The 20,348-nt window shown below is 32.6% G+C and carries 17 protein-coding genes; 8 read left to right on the top strand and 9 right to left on the bottom strand.

The features are described from left to right. From BLU40_RS09340 to BLU40_RS09310, 7 genes are all read right to left on the bottom strand, one after another. Nucleotides 1-224 (bottom strand): alcohol dehydrogenase catalytic domain-containing protein (locus BLU40_RS09340; protein ID WP_175454765.1); only part of this gene is annotated, 224 nt, incomplete at its 3' end. A gap of 21 nt (nucleotides 225-245) precedes the next feature. Continuing rightward, complete coding sequence (locus BLU40_RS09335; protein ID WP_245729920.1) at nucleotides 246-1,319, bottom strand: Gfo/Idh/MocA family protein; 1,074 nt, start codon at nucleotides 1,317-1,319, stop codon at nucleotides 246-248. Continuing rightward, on the bottom strand, nucleotides 1,319-2,554 hold the full coding sequence (locus BLU40_RS09330; RefSeq protein WP_090122698.1) for an ABC transporter substrate-binding protein: 1,236 nt from the start codon (nucleotides 2,552-2,554) through the stop codon (nucleotides 1,319-1,321). The genes BLU40_RS09335 and BLU40_RS09330 overlap by 1 nt, the downstream gene beginning before the upstream one ends. Beyond that, nucleotides 2,554-3,696, bottom strand: coding sequence for a CaiB/BaiF CoA transferase family protein (locus BLU40_RS09325; RefSeq protein ID WP_090122696.1), 1,143 nt, complete (start codon nucleotides 3,694-3,696; stop codon nucleotides 2,554-2,556). The genes BLU40_RS09330 and BLU40_RS09325 overlap by 1 nt, the downstream gene beginning before the upstream one ends. Before the next feature lie 3 nt (nucleotides 3,697-3,699). Beyond that, complete coding sequence (locus BLU40_RS09320; protein ID WP_090122694.1) at nucleotides 3,700-4,842, bottom strand: CaiB/BaiF CoA transferase family protein; 1,143 nt, start codon at nucleotides 4,840-4,842, stop codon at nucleotides 3,700-3,702. Nucleotides 4,843-4,934: 92 nt separating this feature from the next. Next, the gene (locus BLU40_RS09315) at nucleotides 4,935-6,086 is read right to left on the bottom strand and encodes an ABC transporter substrate-binding protein (protein WP_090122692.1); all 1,152 of its coding nucleotides are present in this window, start codon (nucleotides 6,084-6,086) and stop codon (nucleotides 4,935-4,937) included. Between the two features lie 21 nt (nucleotides 6,087-6,107). After that, the gene (locus tag BLU40_RS09310) at nucleotides 6,108-7,178 is read right to left on the bottom strand and encodes an L-rhamnose/proton symporter RhaT (protein ID WP_090122690.1); all 1,071 of its coding nucleotides are present in this window, start codon (nucleotides 7,176-7,178) and stop codon (nucleotides 6,108-6,110) included. Nucleotides 7,179-7,231: 53 nt separating this feature from the next. Here BLU40_RS09310 and BLU40_RS09305 point away from each other — a divergent pair, with 53 nt between their 5' ends. The 8 genes from BLU40_RS09305 (at nucleotide 7,232) to BLU40_RS17565 (ending at nucleotide 18,238) form a co-directional block, all read left to right on the top strand. Beyond that, on the top strand, nucleotides 7,232-8,059 hold the full coding sequence (locus BLU40_RS09305) for an IclR family transcriptional regulator (protein ID WP_090122688.1): 828 nt from the start codon (nucleotides 7,232-7,234) through the stop codon (nucleotides 8,057-8,059). A gap of 205 nt (nucleotides 8,060-8,264) precedes the next feature. After that, a complete protein-coding gene (locus tag BLU40_RS09300) occupies nucleotides 8,265-9,824 on the top strand; it encodes a sugar porter family MFS transporter (protein WP_090122686.1) in 1,560 nt (519 codons plus the stop codon). An 11-nt stretch (nucleotides 9,825-9,835) separates the two neighbouring features. After that, nucleotides 9,836-11,938, top strand: a complete 2,103-nt coding sequence (locus BLU40_RS09295) for a beta-galactosidase (RefSeq protein ID WP_139170938.1) — start codon at nucleotides 9,836-9,838, stop codon at nucleotides 11,936-11,938. A 4-nt stretch (nucleotides 11,939-11,942) separates the two neighbouring features. Next, the gene (locus BLU40_RS09290; RefSeq protein ID WP_139170937.1) at nucleotides 11,943-13,220 is read left to right on the top strand and encodes an Ig-like domain-containing protein; all 1,278 of its coding nucleotides are present in this window, start codon (nucleotides 11,943-11,945) and stop codon (nucleotides 13,218-13,220) included. A gap of 21 nt (nucleotides 13,221-13,241) precedes the next feature. Continuing rightward, a complete protein-coding gene (locus tag BLU40_RS09285) occupies nucleotides 13,242-15,728 on the top strand; it encodes a glycoside hydrolase family 2 protein (protein ID WP_090122681.1) in 2,487 nt (828 codons plus the stop codon). Between the two features lie 3 nt (nucleotides 15,729-15,731). Next, nucleotides 15,732-16,496, top strand: coding sequence for an enoyl-CoA hydratase/isomerase family protein (locus BLU40_RS09280; RefSeq protein WP_090122679.1), 765 nt, complete (start codon nucleotides 15,732-15,734; stop codon nucleotides 16,494-16,496). A 131-nt stretch (nucleotides 16,497-16,627) separates the two neighbouring features. Beyond that, on the top strand, nucleotides 16,628-18,085 hold the full coding sequence (locus tag BLU40_RS09275; RefSeq protein WP_090122677.1) for an aldehyde dehydrogenase family protein: 1,458 nt from the start codon (nucleotides 16,628-16,630) through the stop codon (nucleotides 18,083-18,085). A 9-nt stretch (nucleotides 18,086-18,094) separates the two neighbouring features. Beyond that, the gene (locus tag BLU40_RS17565) at nucleotides 18,095-18,238 is read left to right on the top strand and encodes a hypothetical protein (RefSeq protein WP_175454764.1); all 144 of its coding nucleotides are present in this window, start codon (nucleotides 18,095-18,097) and stop codon (nucleotides 18,236-18,238) included. A gap of 181 nt (nucleotides 18,239-18,419) precedes the next feature. On the opposite strand, the gene BLU40_RS09270 is transcribed toward BLU40_RS17565, so the two are convergent. Then, a complete protein-coding gene (locus BLU40_RS09270; RefSeq protein WP_090122676.1) occupies nucleotides 18,420-19,217 on the bottom strand; it encodes an alpha/beta hydrolase in 798 nt (265 codons plus the stop codon). Between the two features lies 1 nt (nucleotide 19,218). Further along, entirely contained in the window at nucleotides 19,219-20,337 is a 1,119-nt protein-coding gene (locus tag BLU40_RS09265; protein WP_090122674.1) for a Zn-dependent alcohol dehydrogenase, read from the bottom strand. Nucleotides 20,338-20,348 lie beyond the last annotated feature (11 nt).

Below are 20,348 nucleotides of genomic sequence, written 5' to 3'. Positions count from 1 at the left end.
TCTGAAACTCCTTCTCCAACTGCGTCAATAATTCCTGACATTTCATGACCTATAGTTTCTGGCATACTCACTCGCTTATCCATCATTCCGTGATAGATATGAACGTCGGTTCCACAAACTCCTACAAATGCTACTTTAATTCGTACTTCTCCCTTAGCTGGAGCTTCGATTTCCTTCTCTATTACTGTGAAGGTTTTATTACCCTCGTATTGTGTTGCTTTCATTTCTTATGAAAATTATTTTATTTAAATATTGTAATTTGGAGATACTCCTCCTTCGTTATTAGATTCGTAAGCAGCTTCAACAATTGCCATAGAATGCACTACATCTTCTACACTTGTTGGCAGTTCATCTGTAGAACCTTCAACATAACGCATTAACGAAGCCATTGTACCTACAAAAGCATCTGGGAACCAAGAACCTTCTAATTCAACTTCAACCCATTTTGGTTCTTCACCTTCTTTTACAATACAATATTGAAATAAATCTGGTTTACCGTTTGGATAATCTAACAACAATCCAATTCTTGCTTTAATGGCTCCTTTCGTTCCTTCCCATTTCACAAAACTTTCTTGGTTTTTCTCTCCAAAATTATGATCGTGGTTAGTATTAATAATCGCTCTCATACTATCACTATAATCCATAATAGTTGTTGTACGTGTAGATGACATAGGTTTTGCAGGATGTTTTAATGTTTTTGAATACACTTTTCCTGGATTTCCTAAAAACGAACGAATTAAATCTATATAATGAATACTGTGTTGTTGAATTTCTAAACGTGGATGATTTACCACATTTGGAAAATATTCCCAAGGAGTATATAAACACAAACGAACTTCAAAATCGTACAATTCACCAATTAAACCTTGTTCAATTAAATACTTTGCAGCCATTACATAAGGTGCATAACGCATTTGGCAGTTAATTGCGGCTTTTAGTTTTTTTCTTCTGCAAACTTCTAAAATAGCCAATGTTTGCTCATAATCATCTCCCATTGGTTTTTGAATTAAAACCGCAGCTTCATCTGGCAACAGTTCTAACGTTGCTACAAACTGGTTTGGCATTAGTGTTAAATCAAAAACTGCATTTTCTGGCGCTGCAGCAACCATTTCTTCAACATTATTATACACATTTGGAATGTTAAATGATGCTGCTAAATCTTCTGCTCTCTTTTTTGTTCTGTTGGTAATTCCTTCAACCACAAAACCAGCATTTTTATACGCTGGTAAATGTGCATCACGAACAATTCCTCCTGCTCCAATAATATAAATTGGTCGCTTTTCTTTTGGTAATTCTGGTTTATATTTTAATTCCATCATTATATATTTTCAATACGATTTACTTCTTGTTGTGCTTTATCTAAAATTGTCTGAATGTCTTCGGAAGTATTTATAACTTCCAACACCAACTGATCTATAACATCAGCAATTTCAGACCAATTACTTTTTCTAGGAAGTGATCGTGTTTTTTTATGTAATTCTTCTAATTTGTGATAATAAGTTACTTCTCGATTTACATCAGCATCGTGCCAAGTAGATTTTCTACAACCAATTGCGCCCTCTAAAGTTAACAATTTATCGTTCGCTTCATTTACAGCAAATTTGATAAATTCGTAGGCTAATTCTTTGTGATTACTACCAGTTCCAATTACATACATCCAATAAGCATTTAATGAAGTTCCTTCACCAGTTGGTCCAGCAGGAACATTTGCTATATCTACTTTCCCTTTTACTTTTGAATCTTCTAAAAATTCGCACATAGAAGCAAAACCAAACCAATTTACCATCATTGCTAAATTTCCATTTGCAAAAGCTAAACCTGATTTTACTGAATCAAAATCTCGAGATTCTGGATGAATTGCATCGGTGTTTTTCAAAGCTTTTCTGTAGAATTCCATTCCTTCAACAGCAGCTTCAGAGTTTAATTTAATGTTTTTGTTTTCATCAAATAACTCTCCATTTCTAGTCCATAATTGTAAACAAAAATCGAATACTGTATTGTGCCCATCAGGAAAAGCAGCAAATGTTGTTCCGTATAAATCTTGTTCTGGTCTATTGAAAAATTCAGCAACTTGCATTAAGTCATTCCAAGTTTTCGGAATTTCTAAAGGTTTACCGTATTTAGCATAAAAAGCTACACCTTCTTCAACAGATTCAAACAAATCTTTTCTATAAATTAAACATTCAGGGCCATCGTGAAATGGTAAACCAACTGTTTTACCATCAAACTCTTGTTTGTATAATAACGATCTAGACCATCCATTTGGAAAATCTTGAGGTGCATCTTTTACTATATAAGAAGTTAAATCTTCTACAGAATTAGTTGCATTCGCTTCAGCAATCCAGTCTGTATTTATTAAAGAAACATCCCAAGTTCCATTTTTTAATCCTTCTTCTTTTAAAATAGTATCATACAAAGGATGCAAATCAAGAGGAATAGCTTCCAACTCTAAAGTACAACCTGTTTTTTTACAAAACAATTGCCATATTTTATCAATCGCACTTTCAAATGCATCAAATTTTCTGACTGCTATTCTGAATTTATTTGAACTCATTAGCTTTCAATTAATTCTTTTGTAATTTCTGCTGTATGTTCACCTAAAGCAGGTGAACCTACAGGTGACGTTAAGTATTCTCCATCAATTTTTATTGGACAACGTGTTGTTTTATACTCATAACCATCCCCCATTTTTACATCTTGAATCATATTCAACACCTTAAATCCATCGTGTTCAAATAACACATCCCAGGTCATTACATTTGCGCACCAAATATCGGCAGGTTCTAAAATAGACAACCAATGTTCCGTAGTGTTTTCCATTAAAGTTGAAGCTAAAATTTCTTTAATTTCATCTCTTTGTGTATACCAAGTCTGAAAATCTTCGTATTTCAATAATTCATCTGCACTTAACAATTCACCCAAAAACGGAATAGAACCCATAGCCAATGCTAGATATCCATTTTTTGTTTGATAAACTCCGTATGGAGCTCCTAAATAAGCGTGTGCACTATTACTTTTTGGACGTACAGTTGGCGCTCCGCCATCGTGATAAAAAGTGGTAATAGATTCAAACTGAAAATCTATGATAGACTCCATCATACTTACCGATACTTTTGTACCTTCTCCAGTTTTTAACCTTTTATAAATAGACGCTAGTATTCCTTGTGTTAAATGTGCGCCAGATAAAATATCTACCAACGCTAATCCTATTGGTGTTGGATCTCCTTCATTTCCGTTCAACCATGTAACACCTGATAAAGATTGAACCAATAAATCTTGTCCTGGTTTCGATTTCCAAGGACCTTCTTTTCCATATCCTGAAATTTCACCATAAATTAATGATGGATTTTTTTTCTGAAGAGTTTCATAATCAAACCCTAATCGTTCTATAACTCCTGGACGGAAATTATGAACAAAAACATCTGCTTTTTCAATTAATTTATAAACTTGTTCTTTATCTGCTTCAATTTTTAAATCAGCTTGAAAACTCTCTTTATTTCTATTAATGGCTCTAAAAATACTAGACTCACCATTTAAATTAACATTTGAAACATATAATTGTCTACAAATATCTCCTGTTTCTGGTCGTTCTACTTTAATAACTCTAGCTCCTAAATCAGCCAAACGTAAAGTTGATGAAGGTGCAGATAAAAACTGACTAAAATCAACTACTAATATATCTTTTAACGGTTTCATCTTTTACAAATTAAATTCTTTAATAATTGCTTCAGTATGCTGCCCAACACGTGGTGCTGGTTTAGGGCTGTACACTCGTTCGTCATTCAATCTTATAGGACAACGTGTTGTATGAACTTCTTCACCTGATAACAAATTCAGTTTTTGATCCATTTTTAACGTTTGGTATCCTTCGTGATCTAACAATTGCTTATAGGTGTATAAATCTGAACACCAAATTCCATTTGCTTCTAAAATTTCTAACCATTCTGAAGTATTCTTTTCAGCTAAAAACGCTCTTAAAATCACCATAATATCTTCACGATTTGTAAACCACGATTCAGAATTAGTATATTCTAAAAGTGCTTCACAATTTAAAGTTTCTCCTAATTTTAGAACAGATCCCATTGCAATAGAAATATAACCATTTTTAGTTTTATATACACCATAAGGTGCACCTAAAGCTGGATTTGCAGAACCTCTTTCGGTTCTTTCAGGAATTTGATTTCCGTCGTTTAAATAAGTAGTTAAATACTCAAACTGAAGATCTAATGTAGATTCTAACAAACTAACTTCTACCCAAGCACCTTTTTTTGTTTTCTCTCTTCTAATTAATGCCGCCAATACTCCCTGCACCAAATGAGTTCCAGTAATAATATCAGAAACTGCTGCGCCAACTGGAGTTGGATTGTCATTTTTATTTCCAGAAAGATTAGCAAAACCAGACATACATTGTACTAACAAATCTTGTCCTGGTTTTTTTACCCAAACACCTTCAGTTCCATAACCTGTTACAGTTGCATAAACCAATCTTGGGTTAATTTTTTGAACCGTTTTGTAATCTAACCCTATTTTTTCCATTACACCTGGACGAAAGTTATGAGTTATTACATCTGCTTTTTCAATTAGTTTTTTTACTCGTTCTAAATCTTCGGAATCCTTCAAATTTGCTTCATAAGATTCTTTGTTTCTATTTGCTGTATGAAACACCAAACTACTTCCATCTAAAAATAGATTTTTTAAAGCAATTTTTCTTCCTGCTTCACCACTTCCGGGTCTTTCTATTTTAATAACTCGAGCTCCCAAATCTGCCATTCGCAAACCTGCTGATGGCCCAGCCATAAATTGACTAAATTCAAGTACTGTTATTCCTTCTAAAGGTCTCATTTTATATTGTTTTTTATGAAGTTGAACTTATATGATGAGATTCTGAAACAAGTTCAGAATGACGTACAACATATCAATTATTCAATTAACATTTAAATGTCTAATGATTTTATATATAACTCGTTTAATTTTGAAAGCAACGCTTTTTCATCTCCACCATTCATCATATACTCTCTAATTGGTGCTCCTGCTCTATCTTGAAAATACATATGACCGTTGTAACGAGGACGTAAAAATGCTCTATCCAAACCAGGTAATGTGTTTTTAAAGAAATTTGCAGTTAAATTGTTTGTATGCTCATCTAACCAAGCTTTTCTGTGACCTGGTTGTCCACCATTATCAAAAAATACTGTTTTCTGACAATCTTCAGAACCAACATATTCAACATATTTCATTACTGTTTCAATTTCTTTTGTTTCCGCTGAAACTGCTAAACCAGTTCCACCTAAAGTTGAAATTGCACCAACTCCATTAATTTCGACCATATCGTGAAAATGCAATAACTTACGAGCATATCCATTTCTGCTATAGTTTGTGTATCCGTAAGCCCAAGGACAATATGCATATTTATCGGTTTGCGTCATAGCTTCGTAGATTTTAATTGGGTTCCAATCAAAAATTGCAGGATCCATTTCTACAGCTAATTCACGAAGCATTTTTAATGCCTGAATACCAATTTCTTCACTTACAACGTGCTCTTTTGAAGTACAAACTTCTTCACCTAAATTACAGCACATCATATAAAAATTCATTAAAGTATCTTGCGGAATTCCTGGCATAATTACCAATCCTTTTTTAGCAAGTGCTAATAAATCATCATATGTTTTTGGTAATTCTAATCCTTTTTCCTTTAAAATATCTGGTCTGCTTGAAGCTACAGGAGTTGCTGCATCTACTGCTAATGCCCATTGATGTCCGTTTGAAGAATAACTCTCGTGAGAACGTCCAACTTCATTATCAGCCAAATCTTGCATAAATTCTTTTGGAAGATATTCATCTAAAGGTAAAATCACATTGTTTTTACCTGCAAAACCCGCCCAAGGATGGTCGATAATTAATAAATCGTAACGTTTTGCTAATTCATTAATCGGTTCATCAGCAAATGCTTGCAACGATCTTTTTTCCCAAGTAATTTCAACATTAGGATTTAATTCTGAAAAACGCTGTGCTGTTGCAACCATTGATGTAAAACCTCTACTATGGTTCCAAGTAATTCCTTTTAATTGTATTGTTTCTGTACTCATTTTTATTTCTTTCAATATTTTTTAATGTCCTCCAATATTTCCTTCACCTAGCATAGTTCCGTAAGCCATAACAACAAACGATGTTATTAAAACAACTAAAGCTAAAATTAAAATTGTATTCGTTTTTTTTGTCACCTGTGTCCATTCTTTCATTATAATACCAACTATGTAGCTAAAGAAAATTAACATAGACATATGAATTACCCAACTAGCAAAACCAAAATCACCCATATTTGTATGACCGATACCATAAAAGAAAAACTGTCCATACCATAAAGCTCCTGTTAAAATTGACATTCCAACATTTAATGAATAAGCGCTTACACCAATTCCTTTTACATCTATTAATTGTTTTAATGTTCCTCTTTTAAGACCTACAATTGTAAACCATATTAAGTTGGTTATAAAAGCTCCTCCTGTAGATAAAATTAACTTTGCATTACCTTGAAATTGTCCTGCTCCATTTGCATCAGCAATTGCAGAAAGTGGCTCACCTACTTCCAAAGAAATTCCAAAAACAGCAGACAATATACCTGCAATTAATGTTAAGGTTAATCCTTTTTTCATATTAAAAGTTAAAGGCTCTGCACCTTCAACCTTTACATCTTTTAAATCGTTCTCTTTTTTATATCCAGCTACTCCACAAATTACAATTCCTATAAGTGCGAAAAACATTCCTAAAAACACAATATTTCCACCTGGAGCATTATACTTTTCAACTAATTCTCCATGCATAATTAAAGGCACTATGGTTCCTAAAATTGCAGAAATACCAATTGAAATAGTATAAGTTAACGAATAACCAATATGCCTAATAGCCAACCCAAAACACATACCACCAAACCCATAAATAGAACCTAAAAGTGTAGCGTTAATTAAAACTGAAGTATCTGCCTTGGCAAAAACATCCATTAAATTTGGTACAGTTAAAAAACCTATGATAAACGGAAAAATAAACCAAGCAAAAGATGCCTGCAAAAGCCAGTAAGTGTCCCAAGACCATTTTTTTACTTTTTGTAATGGAAGATAGCAAGTTGAAGCTGCTACTCCACCTACTGCATGAATTAATGTTCCTAATAATGGATTTGCCATATGTTACTTTTTTAATTGTTTTTAAATTTCATATGCAAAAATAGATTTTATATATGAAACCACCAAGAACTCAAATAGATTTATTAAATTTGCCATTAATTAAAGAACCTATGGCAAAGAATACACAACCAAAATACAACACACCAGCACTAGATAAAGGACTTGATATACTAGAATTTTTATCTAAAGAAGGTGTCCCGTTATCTCAAGTTGAAATTGCACAAGGAATAAATAGAACTCCAAGTGAAATATACCGAATGTTGGTTTGCCTAGAAGAAAGAGGCTACTTAACTAGAGGATCTAATGCCGGAAAATATAGGTTATCGTTAAAAATGTATGGGCTTTCTCACAGACATACTCCTTTTGATGAATTGAAAAGAGTAGCACGTTATCCAATGCAATCGCTATCCGAGTCTACAAGACAATCTTGTCATTTAAGTATTATGAATAATGACCAATTGTTAATCATTTCTCAAATGCGTAGCCCAAGTGCCGTTTCTTTATCTATTGAAGAAGGAACTCACTTTCCATTATCTAAAACTACATCCGGAAGTGTATTTTTATCAACTCTCACTCAAAAAAGAAGAAAAGAAATTTTAGAAAGAGATCCTCATTTCCCAAAATGGACAAAAACAGAACAACAAGATTTGTTAACTTTTATTAATAAAGTTGAAAAAGATGGCTATAGCTTTTCTAATAGTAAACTTACAAGTGGTGTAACAGATATTGCTGTTCCAATTGGCATAAATGAATCTGGAATTAATGCTGTTTTAGCTATCTCTGTTTTTACATCTAGCCTTGAATCTGATCAAAATTTAAACACAATATTACTTGCCTTGCAAAAAACGCAAGCTGAAATTAATAAATACTTAGGAGAGTAATAATTTTTCTTTTTACTAATAAATTCAACTACTAACAAGATTTAAAACTTCATTGTTCAGTATTTATCTAGTTATATTTACAAATTTCATATCTGAATTATCTTTTTACCAATAAATTTTATTTATTTTTGGTTCATATTTGAAACGTATTTCACTTTTGAACAAAATTTAATACGTAATTTAACAACAAAATAAATTTATTTGTATGTCTAAAAAAAGTAATTTCATTGTTCGTATAGCGCTAATTGTTGCTTTAGGTGGATTTTTATTAGGGTTTGATGCTTCTGTAATTTCGGGAGTACTTGGATTTATTAAATCAGAATTCAATCTTTCAAAATTAGAAGTTGGTTGGGCAGTGAGCTGTATTACTTTAACTGCCGCCATAGGTATGATTTTTGCTGGTCCATTAAGTGATAAACATGGTAGAAGAAAAATATTAAAAATTGCGGCAGTACTGTTCACAATTTCAGCAGTAGGTTCTGCACTAGCTGGTTCTTTTTTATGGTTAATTATATTTAGACTAATTGGTGGTTTAGCCGTAGGTGCAGCACTAATTATTGCACCTATGTACATTGCTGAAGTTGCTCCTCCTCATAAAAGAGGACAATTAGTTTCATTCAATCAATTAAACATAGTAATTGGTATTTCAATAGCTTTTTTTACAAATTACTTAATATTAAAATGGGGAAATTCTGATGCTAGTTGGGCTGCTTCAATTGGTTTAGGAAAATGGAATTGGAGATGGATGCTTGGATTAGAAGCAGTACCTGCCATATTTTATTTTCTTGGTCTTTTTTCAGTACCAAGAAGTCCACGTTGGTTAATGGTCCATAATAAAAAGGAAGAAGCTCTTGAAGTTATGGAAAAAGTAGTTTCTACAGATGAAGCAAAAATTCAAATTCAAGAAGTTGAAAAAAGTATTTCTGAAGATATAAATAAAAAGAAAACAACGGTTAGTGACTTGTTCAAAAAATCGATGCGAAATGTAATTATTATAGGAATAATTGTTGGTGTTTTTCAACAAATTGTAGGTATTAACGCTGTTTTATTTTATGCTCCTATGATATTTGAACAAACAGGTATTGGTACCGATGCTTCATTTATTCAAGCAGCATTAGTTGGTGTTACCAATTTAGGTTTTACCATAGTAGCAATGCTTACCATTGATAAATTTGGAAGAAAACCATTACTTATTATTGGTATGGCAGGAATTGCAGTTTGCCTATTTTTACTAAGTTATGGATTTAGTGATGCTACTTATACTTTAAGTAAAGATGCTATTGCAAACTTGCCAACAGAAATTAATAAAGAAACTTTAAACTCAATTCAAGATAAAATTTTTGACAACGATTTAGATTTTAAAGCCGCTTTAGTAAACACTTTAGGTGAAGAAGCTGCTGGCACTCACGAAGGAACTCTAATAACAGCTTCAGCAAAAATGAATACCTTACTTATTTTAATTGGAATAATTGGTTTTGTAGGTTTTTTTGCCATGTCTATTGGCCCAGTTATGTGGGTGTTATTTTCTGAATTATTTCCAAATAGAATTAGAGGTTTTGCCATAGCTTTTGTTGGTTTTATAAACTTAGGTGTTGGGTTTTTAGTACAATTATTATTTCCGCTAGAACTTTCTGTTTTAGGAAATGCAACAACTTTTTTAGTATTTGGAAGTTTTGCAGTTATTGGGTTCCTATTCATATGGTTTAAAGTACCTGAAACTAAAGGAAAATCGTTAGAAGAGTTAGAAGAATTATTAATTAAATAATCGATTATATTATGAAACTAATTGTTAAGCTATTTTATATTCTTTCACTTATTATGATAGGTTGTTCTGATAAAAAATCAGTCAATTCAAATAATAACGAATTAGTTTTATTCAATTTTGAAAATAATTTTAATGAATCTCAAATTCAACCTCAAGATGCTACTTTCAAAATAATAAAAGGCGAATCCAATAATTTTCTACAAGTTGATAATGGTTTTACATTAAGAGAAACTGGAGTTAAATTGGTGAGTTCAAAGGAAAATCCTTGGGATTTAAATGGTTTTTATCAAGTAAAAGCAGATGTTTCAAATACTGGTGATGAAATTATTCAGGTTGAATTATTTGTTGGTAATGATCCTGATGGTTTAAAACGTTGGTATTGTTCTGACTATATTGATTTAAAACCTGGAGAGAAAGGAACAATTACTGTAGATTTAGCTTGGACAAACTGGGTGTTTAAACCTCAACTTGATATTGTTGGAATGCGTGGAATTCCTGGAGCTTTAAAAACAGACATTAGTAAAATTCAAGAACTAGTTTTTTGTTCGCGTTATGCAACACAACCAAATCAATTTACTATTGATAACGTTAGAGCTGTTGGAAAATTAGAAGAACGAAAAGGAGATGGTTTTTTCCCATTTGTAGATCAATTTGGGCAATATAAACACAAAGATTGGGAAGGTAAAATGCATTCTGATGAAGAATTGAAACAAGCTGCTTCAAAAGAATTAAGCCAACTTTCTAAAGAAATTGGTCCAAAAGATTTAGGAAAATATGGCGGATATACTAAAGGTCCAAAACTAAAAGCTACTGGTTTTTTTAGAACTGAAAAAGTTAATAATAAATGGTGGATTGTAGATCCTGAAGGTTACGTATTTTGGACTGCAGGTTTAAATTGTGTTGCTTCAACTTCTGTGTTTACAGGTGTTTCTCACAGAGAAAATTATTTTGAATATTTACCAAAAGAAGATACAATTTTTAATCAATTCTATGGAGTTGGAGGGCACGCTTCTCACGGTTTCTACAAAGACAAACTCCCTTATAAATCTTATAACTTTTATCAAAGTAATTTATATAGAAAATATGGTGAAAATTGGCTGACAAAATTCCAAGAAATGGCGCATTTAAGAATCAAAGATTGGGGAATGAACACCATTGGTTTTGTTTCTGATTTTGGCGCAACAAGAATGCATAAAACTCCTTATGTCGGTTCAATTTGGATTAGAAACACACCAAAAATAATTGGTTCAGAAGGTTTCTGGGGTAAATTTCACGATGTATTCGATCCTAACTTCAGAAAAGCAGTTAAAAAATCTGTAGAATCTCAAAAAGAAGGTGCAAATGACCCTTGGTGTATCGGCTATTTTGTAGATAACGAATTATCTTGGGGGCAACTTGGTTCTTTAGCTATTGGAACATTAAAAAGTCCTGCAAATCAACCAGCTAAAATTGAATTTGTAAAAGATTTAAAATCTAAATATAAATCAATCGATAAATTGAATACGATTTGGAACACGAATCACGCTTCTTGGGATACTTTATTGAATTCAACTGAAGCACCAAATCAAGAAAACGCAAAAGAAGATTTAGTTAACTTCTACAAAAAATTGGCTGATACTTATTTCAAAACTATTAATGAAGAATTAAAAAAAGTAGCCCCAAATCAAAATTATTTGGGTTGCCGCTTTGCTTGGGCTAACAACGATGTTGTTTTAACAGCTGCAAGTAACTATTTAGACATTATGAGTTTCAACAAATATGAATATTCTATCGAAGATTTCTCACTTCCAAAAGGAGTAGATAAACCAGTTATGATTGGTGAATTTCATTTTGGAGCATTGGATAAAGGAAGTTTTCACGTAGGAATTAAAAAAGCTAAAGATCAAGCAGAACGAGGCGAACTATACAAGAGTTATATTCAAGGAGCATTAAGGCATCCAAATATAGTTGGTGCGCATTGGTTTCAATATTTAGACGAACCAAATACAGGACGTTTTGATGGTGAAAATTACAATGTTGGATTTATTGATGTTTGCGACAATCCGTATTCGGATTTAATTAAAAAAGTAAAAGAGACCACATACAAGATGTATGAATATAGAACAGATAATTAAACAAATGAAAAATATAAAAACTAAAAAATTGAATTTTACATTAATAGCATTTTTACTAATCTCATTAAATTTTGGGTGCTCTTCAAGCTCAAATGCCCCAATTGATCCTATTGATACAAACGATGTTCCAACAGCAGTTAACAACACGTTAACGGTTATAGAAAATAGTACTTCAGAAACTTCAAATCAAATAAATGTTTCAACTAATGATTCTTTAGGAAATGATGGTGGAGATTCAGACAATTACTCTTTAGCAACTTCTCCAAATAACGGTAATGCTACTGAAATTAGCGATGGTATATTTGAATACATTCCAAATTCAAACTTTACTGGAACCGATAGTTTTACTTATCAAATAACCGATAAAGATGGTGATTCAGACACAGGAACTGTAAATATTACCGTAACTAAATTTGAACTTACTGCAGAACATTTTAACAATATAGACCCAAACTTCCCTTCATTTACTTCTTTAGAAGACACAACTCCAGAAGGAAAAAAATGGGTGAAATTAGAATCTATGTCGGATGAATTTGACACTTGGGACAGCTCTAAATGGTTTAAATCTACTTGGAATTATGGTGTACCAGTGTTTATGACAACGTCATCAGACAACTCTGGTGTAACCGACGGAAATTTATGGATTAAAGCCACTTTAAATGAAAGCAATCCTGATGATAGATGGTTTCAAACGGCAAGAATTCATTCAAAAGCAGAAACTAAATACCCTATGTATACTGAAGCTCGTATAAAAGCGGCAAATATTTCAGCATATAATACTTATTGGCTTAATAATGGAGACATTAATAATAGAGATGAAATTGATATTATAGAAAACAATCCAAAACCATCTTGCGACTGCCAACCGGAATTTCCTTTAAGAATGAATTCTCAATATTTTCAAGCAGATTCAAACAAAACACCTGGAACAATTAGAGATGAAGATAATTTTATGAACACAAATTTATCTGATGCAAACCCTGGAAAAGGTGTAAAATGGAACGAAGCCTACCACACCTTTGGTGTTTGGTGGAAAGATTCTAAAAATATTCAATTTTACTTGGATGGTGAACCTGCAGGAAGTGTAACAGTTGGTCACGACAGATCTGGTGTAACTTATTCCGACAGAGAATTCACTAGAGATTTAGAAATTATTTTCGATTTATGGACCTATCACGAAAATTGGATTGGTGGCTTAGCTAAAAAAGAAGATTTATCTGACAACACCATTAATACCATGAAAATTGATTGGGTAAGAACTTGGAAATTAGAAAACGATTAAAATATATTAAAACATAAATTAATGAAAAATATTAGTCAAGACGAGAAGGAGTATCTTCAAGGTGAAGGTGAAGCTTCTAACGATAAAATTGTTTTAGACTTATCTGGAAACAATTGGCAAATGGAAGGTATTAGACCTGATGAAGGCGTTAAAATTGGCTTCCATGAATTAAATTTTGACATTACTGGAGATTCATTTAACTGGGGTTTTGCAAAAGTACCTGGAGATGTTTACACCGATCTTTGGAGACAAGGAAGAATTGAAGATCCTCACTTTGGAAGAAATAGCTTAAAAGCAAAATGGGTTCCAGAAAATGAATGGTGGTACAAACGCCAATTCGATGTTCCTAAGGAAATGGAAGGAAAACGAATTCAATTAGTTTTTGATGGTGTCGATTTTGGCTGTGATGTTTGGCTAAATGGAGAATTATTGGGAACTCACGAAGGAATGTTTTCTCAATTTAAATTTGATGTTTCAAACACTATTCGTTTTGAACGTTTACGTTTTGGAACCAATGTTTTAATGGTTCGCTTACATCCTGCACCAAGACGTTACAGTCAGGTTGCTGGTAGAAAACCAGCTTGGCACGGAGATTATTGGGTAGCCTTACCTCCTACTGGCATTTGGAAACCTGTTTATTTGGAAGCAATGGGTCAAGTTACTATTGAAGATACGTATGTTAAACCAAGTGTATTATCTGAAAATTCAGCAAAACTAGATATTGAAGTTGAACTTAACAATCACAATTCATCTAACAATAATGTACAAGTTAATGTTGAAATTGAAGGTGAAAATTTCGAATCAAAAATCTATACTGTAAATAAAGAAACAAATGTTGCTCCGGGAACTAATAAATTAGAAGTAAGCATAGACATTGATGATGCAAAATTATGGTGGCCTTGGGATTTAGGAGATCAAAATTTATATACTGCTAAAGTTACTGTTTCAGAAAATAATGAAAGTGTTTTAGATACAACCTCAACTTCATTTGGAATTAGAGAAGTTGAAATGGTTCATAATCCTGGCTTTACTTTAGATGAAGTTGAAAACCCTTGGACGGTTATGATTAATGGTAAACGTCACTTTATGCGTTCAGGAACTTGGGGTGGACCACCAGATATTTTTATGGGTCGTGCACATCCAAGTAAATATATTGAGTTAATTAGATTGGCTAAAGAAGCTAACTTTAATAACTTACGTATTTTCGGTTGGCATCCAGAAGAAATTCCGTTATTTTATCAATTATGTAATGAAGCTGGAATTACAGTTTGGCAAGATGTATTGCCATTAGCAAGTTTATCATTACCTAAAGATCAAGAATTTAAAGATGCTGTTTTTGCTGAAGCCATTTCTTCTGTAAAAGCACAAAGAAATCATCCAAGTATTGTCTTATTAGAAGGTTCAGAAGAGTTATTTATGACAGCTTCAGATCCACAACACAACTTACAATTTGTAAATGAATTAGGTGAAGCAATCAAGCCATATACATCATTAAACTTTATTCCTTCTTCTCCTTTAAGTGACGAAGTTGGATTGAATTTAGGTTTTAAACCAAAAGAAAGTTTCCACGCTAACGATTTATTTTATGGTGAAGGAGAATTTGTAATGGAAGATTATTTTCCTAGTTTAGATTACGCCGTAATTCCTGAATTGGCAATTTCTTCTTGTCCAAATATTGAAAGTATTAAAAAGTTTATTCCTGCTGATGAAGTTTGGCCTCCGGGACCAAGTTGGGGACATCATTGGGCAGATTTTGACGCTTTAAGAACCTTAAATTTTGAAGTTGTTGGAGATCAAAGTACAGATAGTTTAGAAAGTTTTGTAACCGCTACGCAAATTGCTCAAGGTGCCATTTTTCAATATGCTTTAGAGCATTTCAGAACAAGAAAACCAAGAACTAGCGCAATTTGCATTTGTCATTACATCACATTTGCTCCAGATATGAAATGGGGAATTGTAGATTATTATCAAGAGAAAAAATTATCTTTTGATTATGTAAAAAAAGCCTATCAGCCTGTTCTATTAACAATGAAACATTATGATAGACGTTGGTTACCTGGCGAAGATTTCAAAGGTGAATTATGGGTAGTAAATGATTATTATGAAACTTACAATAATTGTAAAGCAACTATAAAATTCCTTGATAATAACAAAAATGCAATTAAAGAAGAAGAATTTGATTTTGCTGAAATTAATGGTGATAGCTCTTCTAAATATATTGATGTAACTTGTAAAGTACCAGGTAAAATTGGAGATAAATTTTATGCTGAAATGACTTTGACTGATGCTGAAGGAAATGTATTATCTGAAAACGATTATATGATGCTTGTTGCAGATAAAACAAAAGACAGAGCAGAATTAAGAGCCATTGGTTTAGAAGCTTTTGAAATTAAGCAAAAATATGGTTGGGCAAATTACTTTAGATATTTTCCTGGTTTAGGTGCTGAAGAAGGTCATTTAGAAGCTGATTCTAAAATGCCAATTGCAAGAGGATTTGATAAAGAATAAATTATGTTTCAATATAAAAAAATAGATAGATTGGGGATTATCACTTTAGATAAATCCCCAGCTAATAGTTACGATATTCACTTCTTCAACGAGTTTGAAAAAGTTTTAAACTCTATTGAAAATGATACTGATATTGGAGTTGTTTTGCTGAAAAGCGGCATTCCTAAATTTTTCTGTGCTGGTGCAGATATCAAGGTTTTTGCAAGTAACACCGTTGAACAGAACAACGAAATGGTTGCAATGGCAAATAAAGTTGCCAAATTAATTAGTACTAGTGCTAAAATATTTATTGCTTTTTTAAACGGCCATACATTAGGTGGCGGATTAGAATTAGCAGTTGCTTGTGACATTCGTTTAGCTTCAAATAAAAAATTCTTAATTGGATTACCTGAAGTTAAATTAGGATTAATGCCAGGAAATGGCGGAATTCCAAGATTGGTAAATGCAGTCGGACATTCCTACGCTTTTGAAATGGTAGTTTCTGGAAATCCTATTAATTCTGAAGAAGCTTTTAGAATTGGATTAGCTCATAAATTATACAACGAAGAAACTGCTGAACAAGAAGCTTTGGATTATGCTCAAAACCTTTCCAAAGGCCCAAAAACAGCAATGGCTACTATAAAACAAACTTTTGCTGAAGGAGTTGGAAAAAGCACACAAGATTTTCTTAAATTAGAAACTAAAATGGTTGATACTTTGTACGATACCTTTGATGCTAAAGAAGGATTTCAATCATTTATAGAAAAACGAGAACCAAAATTTGAATAAAAAGGGTTTGTCATTCCTGCGTAGGCAGGAATCTAAAAAAAGATGAAAAAAGATACCTGCCTTCGCAGGTATGACAAGTTAAAAAACATTAAAATTTCAACCTTTAAATTGATTATAAAACTTAACCAAATATGAATTTAACAGACATAAAACACTATTCTTGTTATATTAACGGAGAATGGTTAGACGATAACACAAGAGATGTAATTGAGGTAGAAAATCCTGCGAATAACGAAGTTTATGCAACCGTTACGGCTTGTACTAAAGACGATGTTCAATACGCTTTGGAGTCTTCAGAAAAGGCTCAAACTAGTTGGGCATTAACACCTGCAAATACAAGAGCGCAACACATTATTGAAATTGCAAATAAATTAAAAGCCGAACGCGAACATTTTGCAAAGCTTTTAGTACTCGAGCAAGGTAAAACGTATCCTGAAGCTTTGGGTGAAGTTGATGATACAATTACGTATATGACTTATTCTGCAGAAGCAGCTCGAAGAATTCAAGGAGCTATTTTTCCTGCGGAACAACCAAATAAACGATTGTCTATTTACAAAGTTCCTTACGGAGTAACTGTTGGTTTATGCGCCTTCAATTATCCATTGGCTTTGATTGGTCGAAAAATTGGTCCGGCTTTAGCAACTGGAAATACAATGATTATTAAACCACACGAATTAACACCTACAACAGCTTCAGAATTTTGTCGTTTAGTAGACGAATCTAGTTTACCAAAAGGTGTAATAAATATGGTTTCAACCAAAAATGCAGAAGCTGCATCGTTATTAGTTGAAAGTCCAATCACCAAATTAATTTCGTTAACAGGAAGTACAAGAGCTGGTAGAGCAATGTACCGCGCTGCTGCCGAAAATATTACCGGATTAATTTTAGAATTAGGTGGAAAAGCACCATTTATAGTTTGCGAAGATGCAGATATTGATAAAGCTGTTGAAGCTGCAGTAATTTCGCGCTACGCAAACTGCGGACAAGTTTGTATTTGCAATGAAATGGTTTTTGTTGATGAAAAGATTGCAGATGAATTCACAGAAAAAGTGGTAAAAAGAACACAGGAAATTAAAGTTGGAGATCCTTTTGCTGAAGGTATACATATGGGACCAAATGTTAGTAAATTTGGTTTAGACCGAGTAAATAATTTGGTTAAAGAAAACGTAAATAAAGGTGCTGAATTATTATTAGGTGGAGATATTCCTGATGGTGAATATTTTGAAAAAGGAAACTGGTACGCTCCTACTATTTTAGGTAACGTAAAAGGTGATGATCCAACTATTAGCGAAGAGTTGTTTGCTCCTGTTATGCCAATTGTAAAAGTAAACTGTTTTGATGAAGCTGTTGCTTTGGCTAATAACAGAGAAGAAGGATTATCCGCTTATCTATACACAAATGATTATAGATTGCATCAAAAAGCAATCGATTCTTTAGAAGTTGGAACTATTTTTATTAACCAACAAATAATTGGTAATATTCAAGGCTATCATTCAGGACATAAAACTTCTGGAACTGCTGGTGAAGATGGTGTTTATGGTGTAGATCATTATTTACAAAAAAGAACTATTTACCTTAACTACGAATAAAATAACATTATGGGAATAGGAATATTTTGGGTATTGCTAGCGGCAATAATGCTAGGTTTTTATGCCTACCCTAGTAAATTTATTAAAAATTATGCGGTAGAAAATTTATGGAGCGGCTTTTGGTTATTAGCCATGTTTATTGAACTTCATTAATTATTTGTGGATTTGGAGTATATGATTTTCTAACTAAATTATACTATGATTGCTATTTAGTAGATTATCCATTATGACACTTCGAATTAATATTGTTACTTATGGAAATTCAATTGTATAGCTTCAATTAGAAATTATAAAAAAGGCTAATTCATTTAAATGAATTAGCCTTTTTAAGATATTAAATATTGTTAAAAAACAACAATGTATCTTTAATATGTTCTTCCCAATAACTCCACTCGTGCTTACCTTCAAATTCTTGATAAATATGTGTAATGTTTTCTGAAGTTAATTTTTGATGAAGTTCACGGTTATATTCAATTAGTAAATCGTCTTTTCCACAATCAAATCTTATAGGTGGTAAATTGCTTTTATTTTGAAGCATTAATTCAAAAACATCTTCATTTATAGCATTTTTCTGCTTATAATTAGCTTGGTTTTCCTCAACAAATAAGTGCATTTGATCTTTATTTGTTATTGAAGATAGACCTGAAAAGGCTTTATACTTCTCAGGGTATTTTGCACCTAAACGCAAAGCTCCATAACCACCCATTGACAAACCAGAAATAAATAAATCGGATTGTTCACTAACACAATCTATATTTTCAATTACAGCGTCTATAACATCGTTTACAATCCAGTTTTCAAAGTTTTTTTCATTGTGTGGCAAATAAGCCGAACCATCTCCCCATAAACCATCAGAAGGCATTGCCAACACCATAGGTTTTATCGAGCCAGCTTCCATCATTTTTAATGCTGTAAAATGAACACCTGCTTTGTGGGCCCAAATCCAAGCGCTTCCATAAACTCCATGTAACAAGGTTACAATTGGTAAGTTTTTTAGCTCTTTTCCTGGTGGAACAAACACACAAATATCTCCTCTTCCTTTTAGGTTTGGAGTTTTTACGGTAATAAAACGCAAGTTATTACTCTCAAATTCGGGATTAGATATTTCTGTTGTTCTAAATTTAGATTTCATATTATTCAAATACAATTACACCTTTGGCATTTTTACCTGAAAGCATATCTTCAAAAGCTTGTTCTAATTCTTCAATTGGATAGGTTCTTGTAATCATTTCATCTAGCTTAATTTCTCCTTTTTTGTAATGATTTACAATTTTTGGAAAATCGGTTTGTGGATTACATTTTCCATATAAAGGATTGATGTATTTTTTATCCCATTCAAACAAAGCCATATCAATTAAAACTTCTTGTTCAATACCACTAACTTGAACAGCTGTACCAGCATTTCTTACCATTGCCAAAGGAGCAGCTCCCAATTCAGGAATGGCAGTACATTCAAAAGCATAATCGGCGCCTCTACCATTTGTCATTTCTTTCACTTTATTAGCAGCGTTCAACAAACCTTTATCATTTCTATCTGCTAAAATAGTATGCGTTGCTCCAAATTCTACAGCCATATCTAATCGTTGTTGATTAACATCAATTGCTATAATTTTTGAAGCTTTAGAAACTTTAATTCCTTGAATAACATTTAACCCAACTCCACCTGTTCCTAAAACAACTGCAGATGAATTTTCTTCAACTTTGGCAGTATTTACTGCCGATCCAAAACCTGTCATAACTCCACAACTAATTATACTAGCTGAACTATGATTCATATCTTGAATAGGATTTTTAACAACTGCCGATTCCTTAACTAATGTATATTCTGAAATAGTTCCAATATTAAAAGAACGCTCAATTGTATTACCATTCCAAGTTGTACCTTCTTTATGAGCGTGACCTGGCGTGTAACCGTTTGCTCCAGCTACTACCGGCGAGTTATTTTCACAAATATGTTCATTTTCGTTTTCACATTGAAAACATTCACCACACGGTGTTGCCCAGTTTAAAATTACAGCATCTCCAACTTTTATACTTGTTACCTTTGCTCCAACTTTTTCAACAATTCCGGACCCTTCGTGTCCCATAACAATTGGTTTTCCCCAATTTAAAGAATCGTGGTCTGTATGACATAAACTTGCAGCTTTTACAGCAACAAGTACTTCGTCTTCTTTGGGGTTTTGTACTTCTATGGTTTCAATTGAATAACTTCCGTCACCTTTCGCAATTGCTGCTTTACATTTTAAACTCATAATTTATTTTT

Source organism: Lutibacter oricola (assembly GCF_900106565.1).
GTDB lineage: Bacteria > Bacteroidota > Bacteroidia > Flavobacteriales > Flavobacteriaceae > Lutibacter > Lutibacter oricola.
Note: the sequence above shows the minus strand (reverse complement) of the source record. Positions and strands in the feature narration are given on the sequence as shown.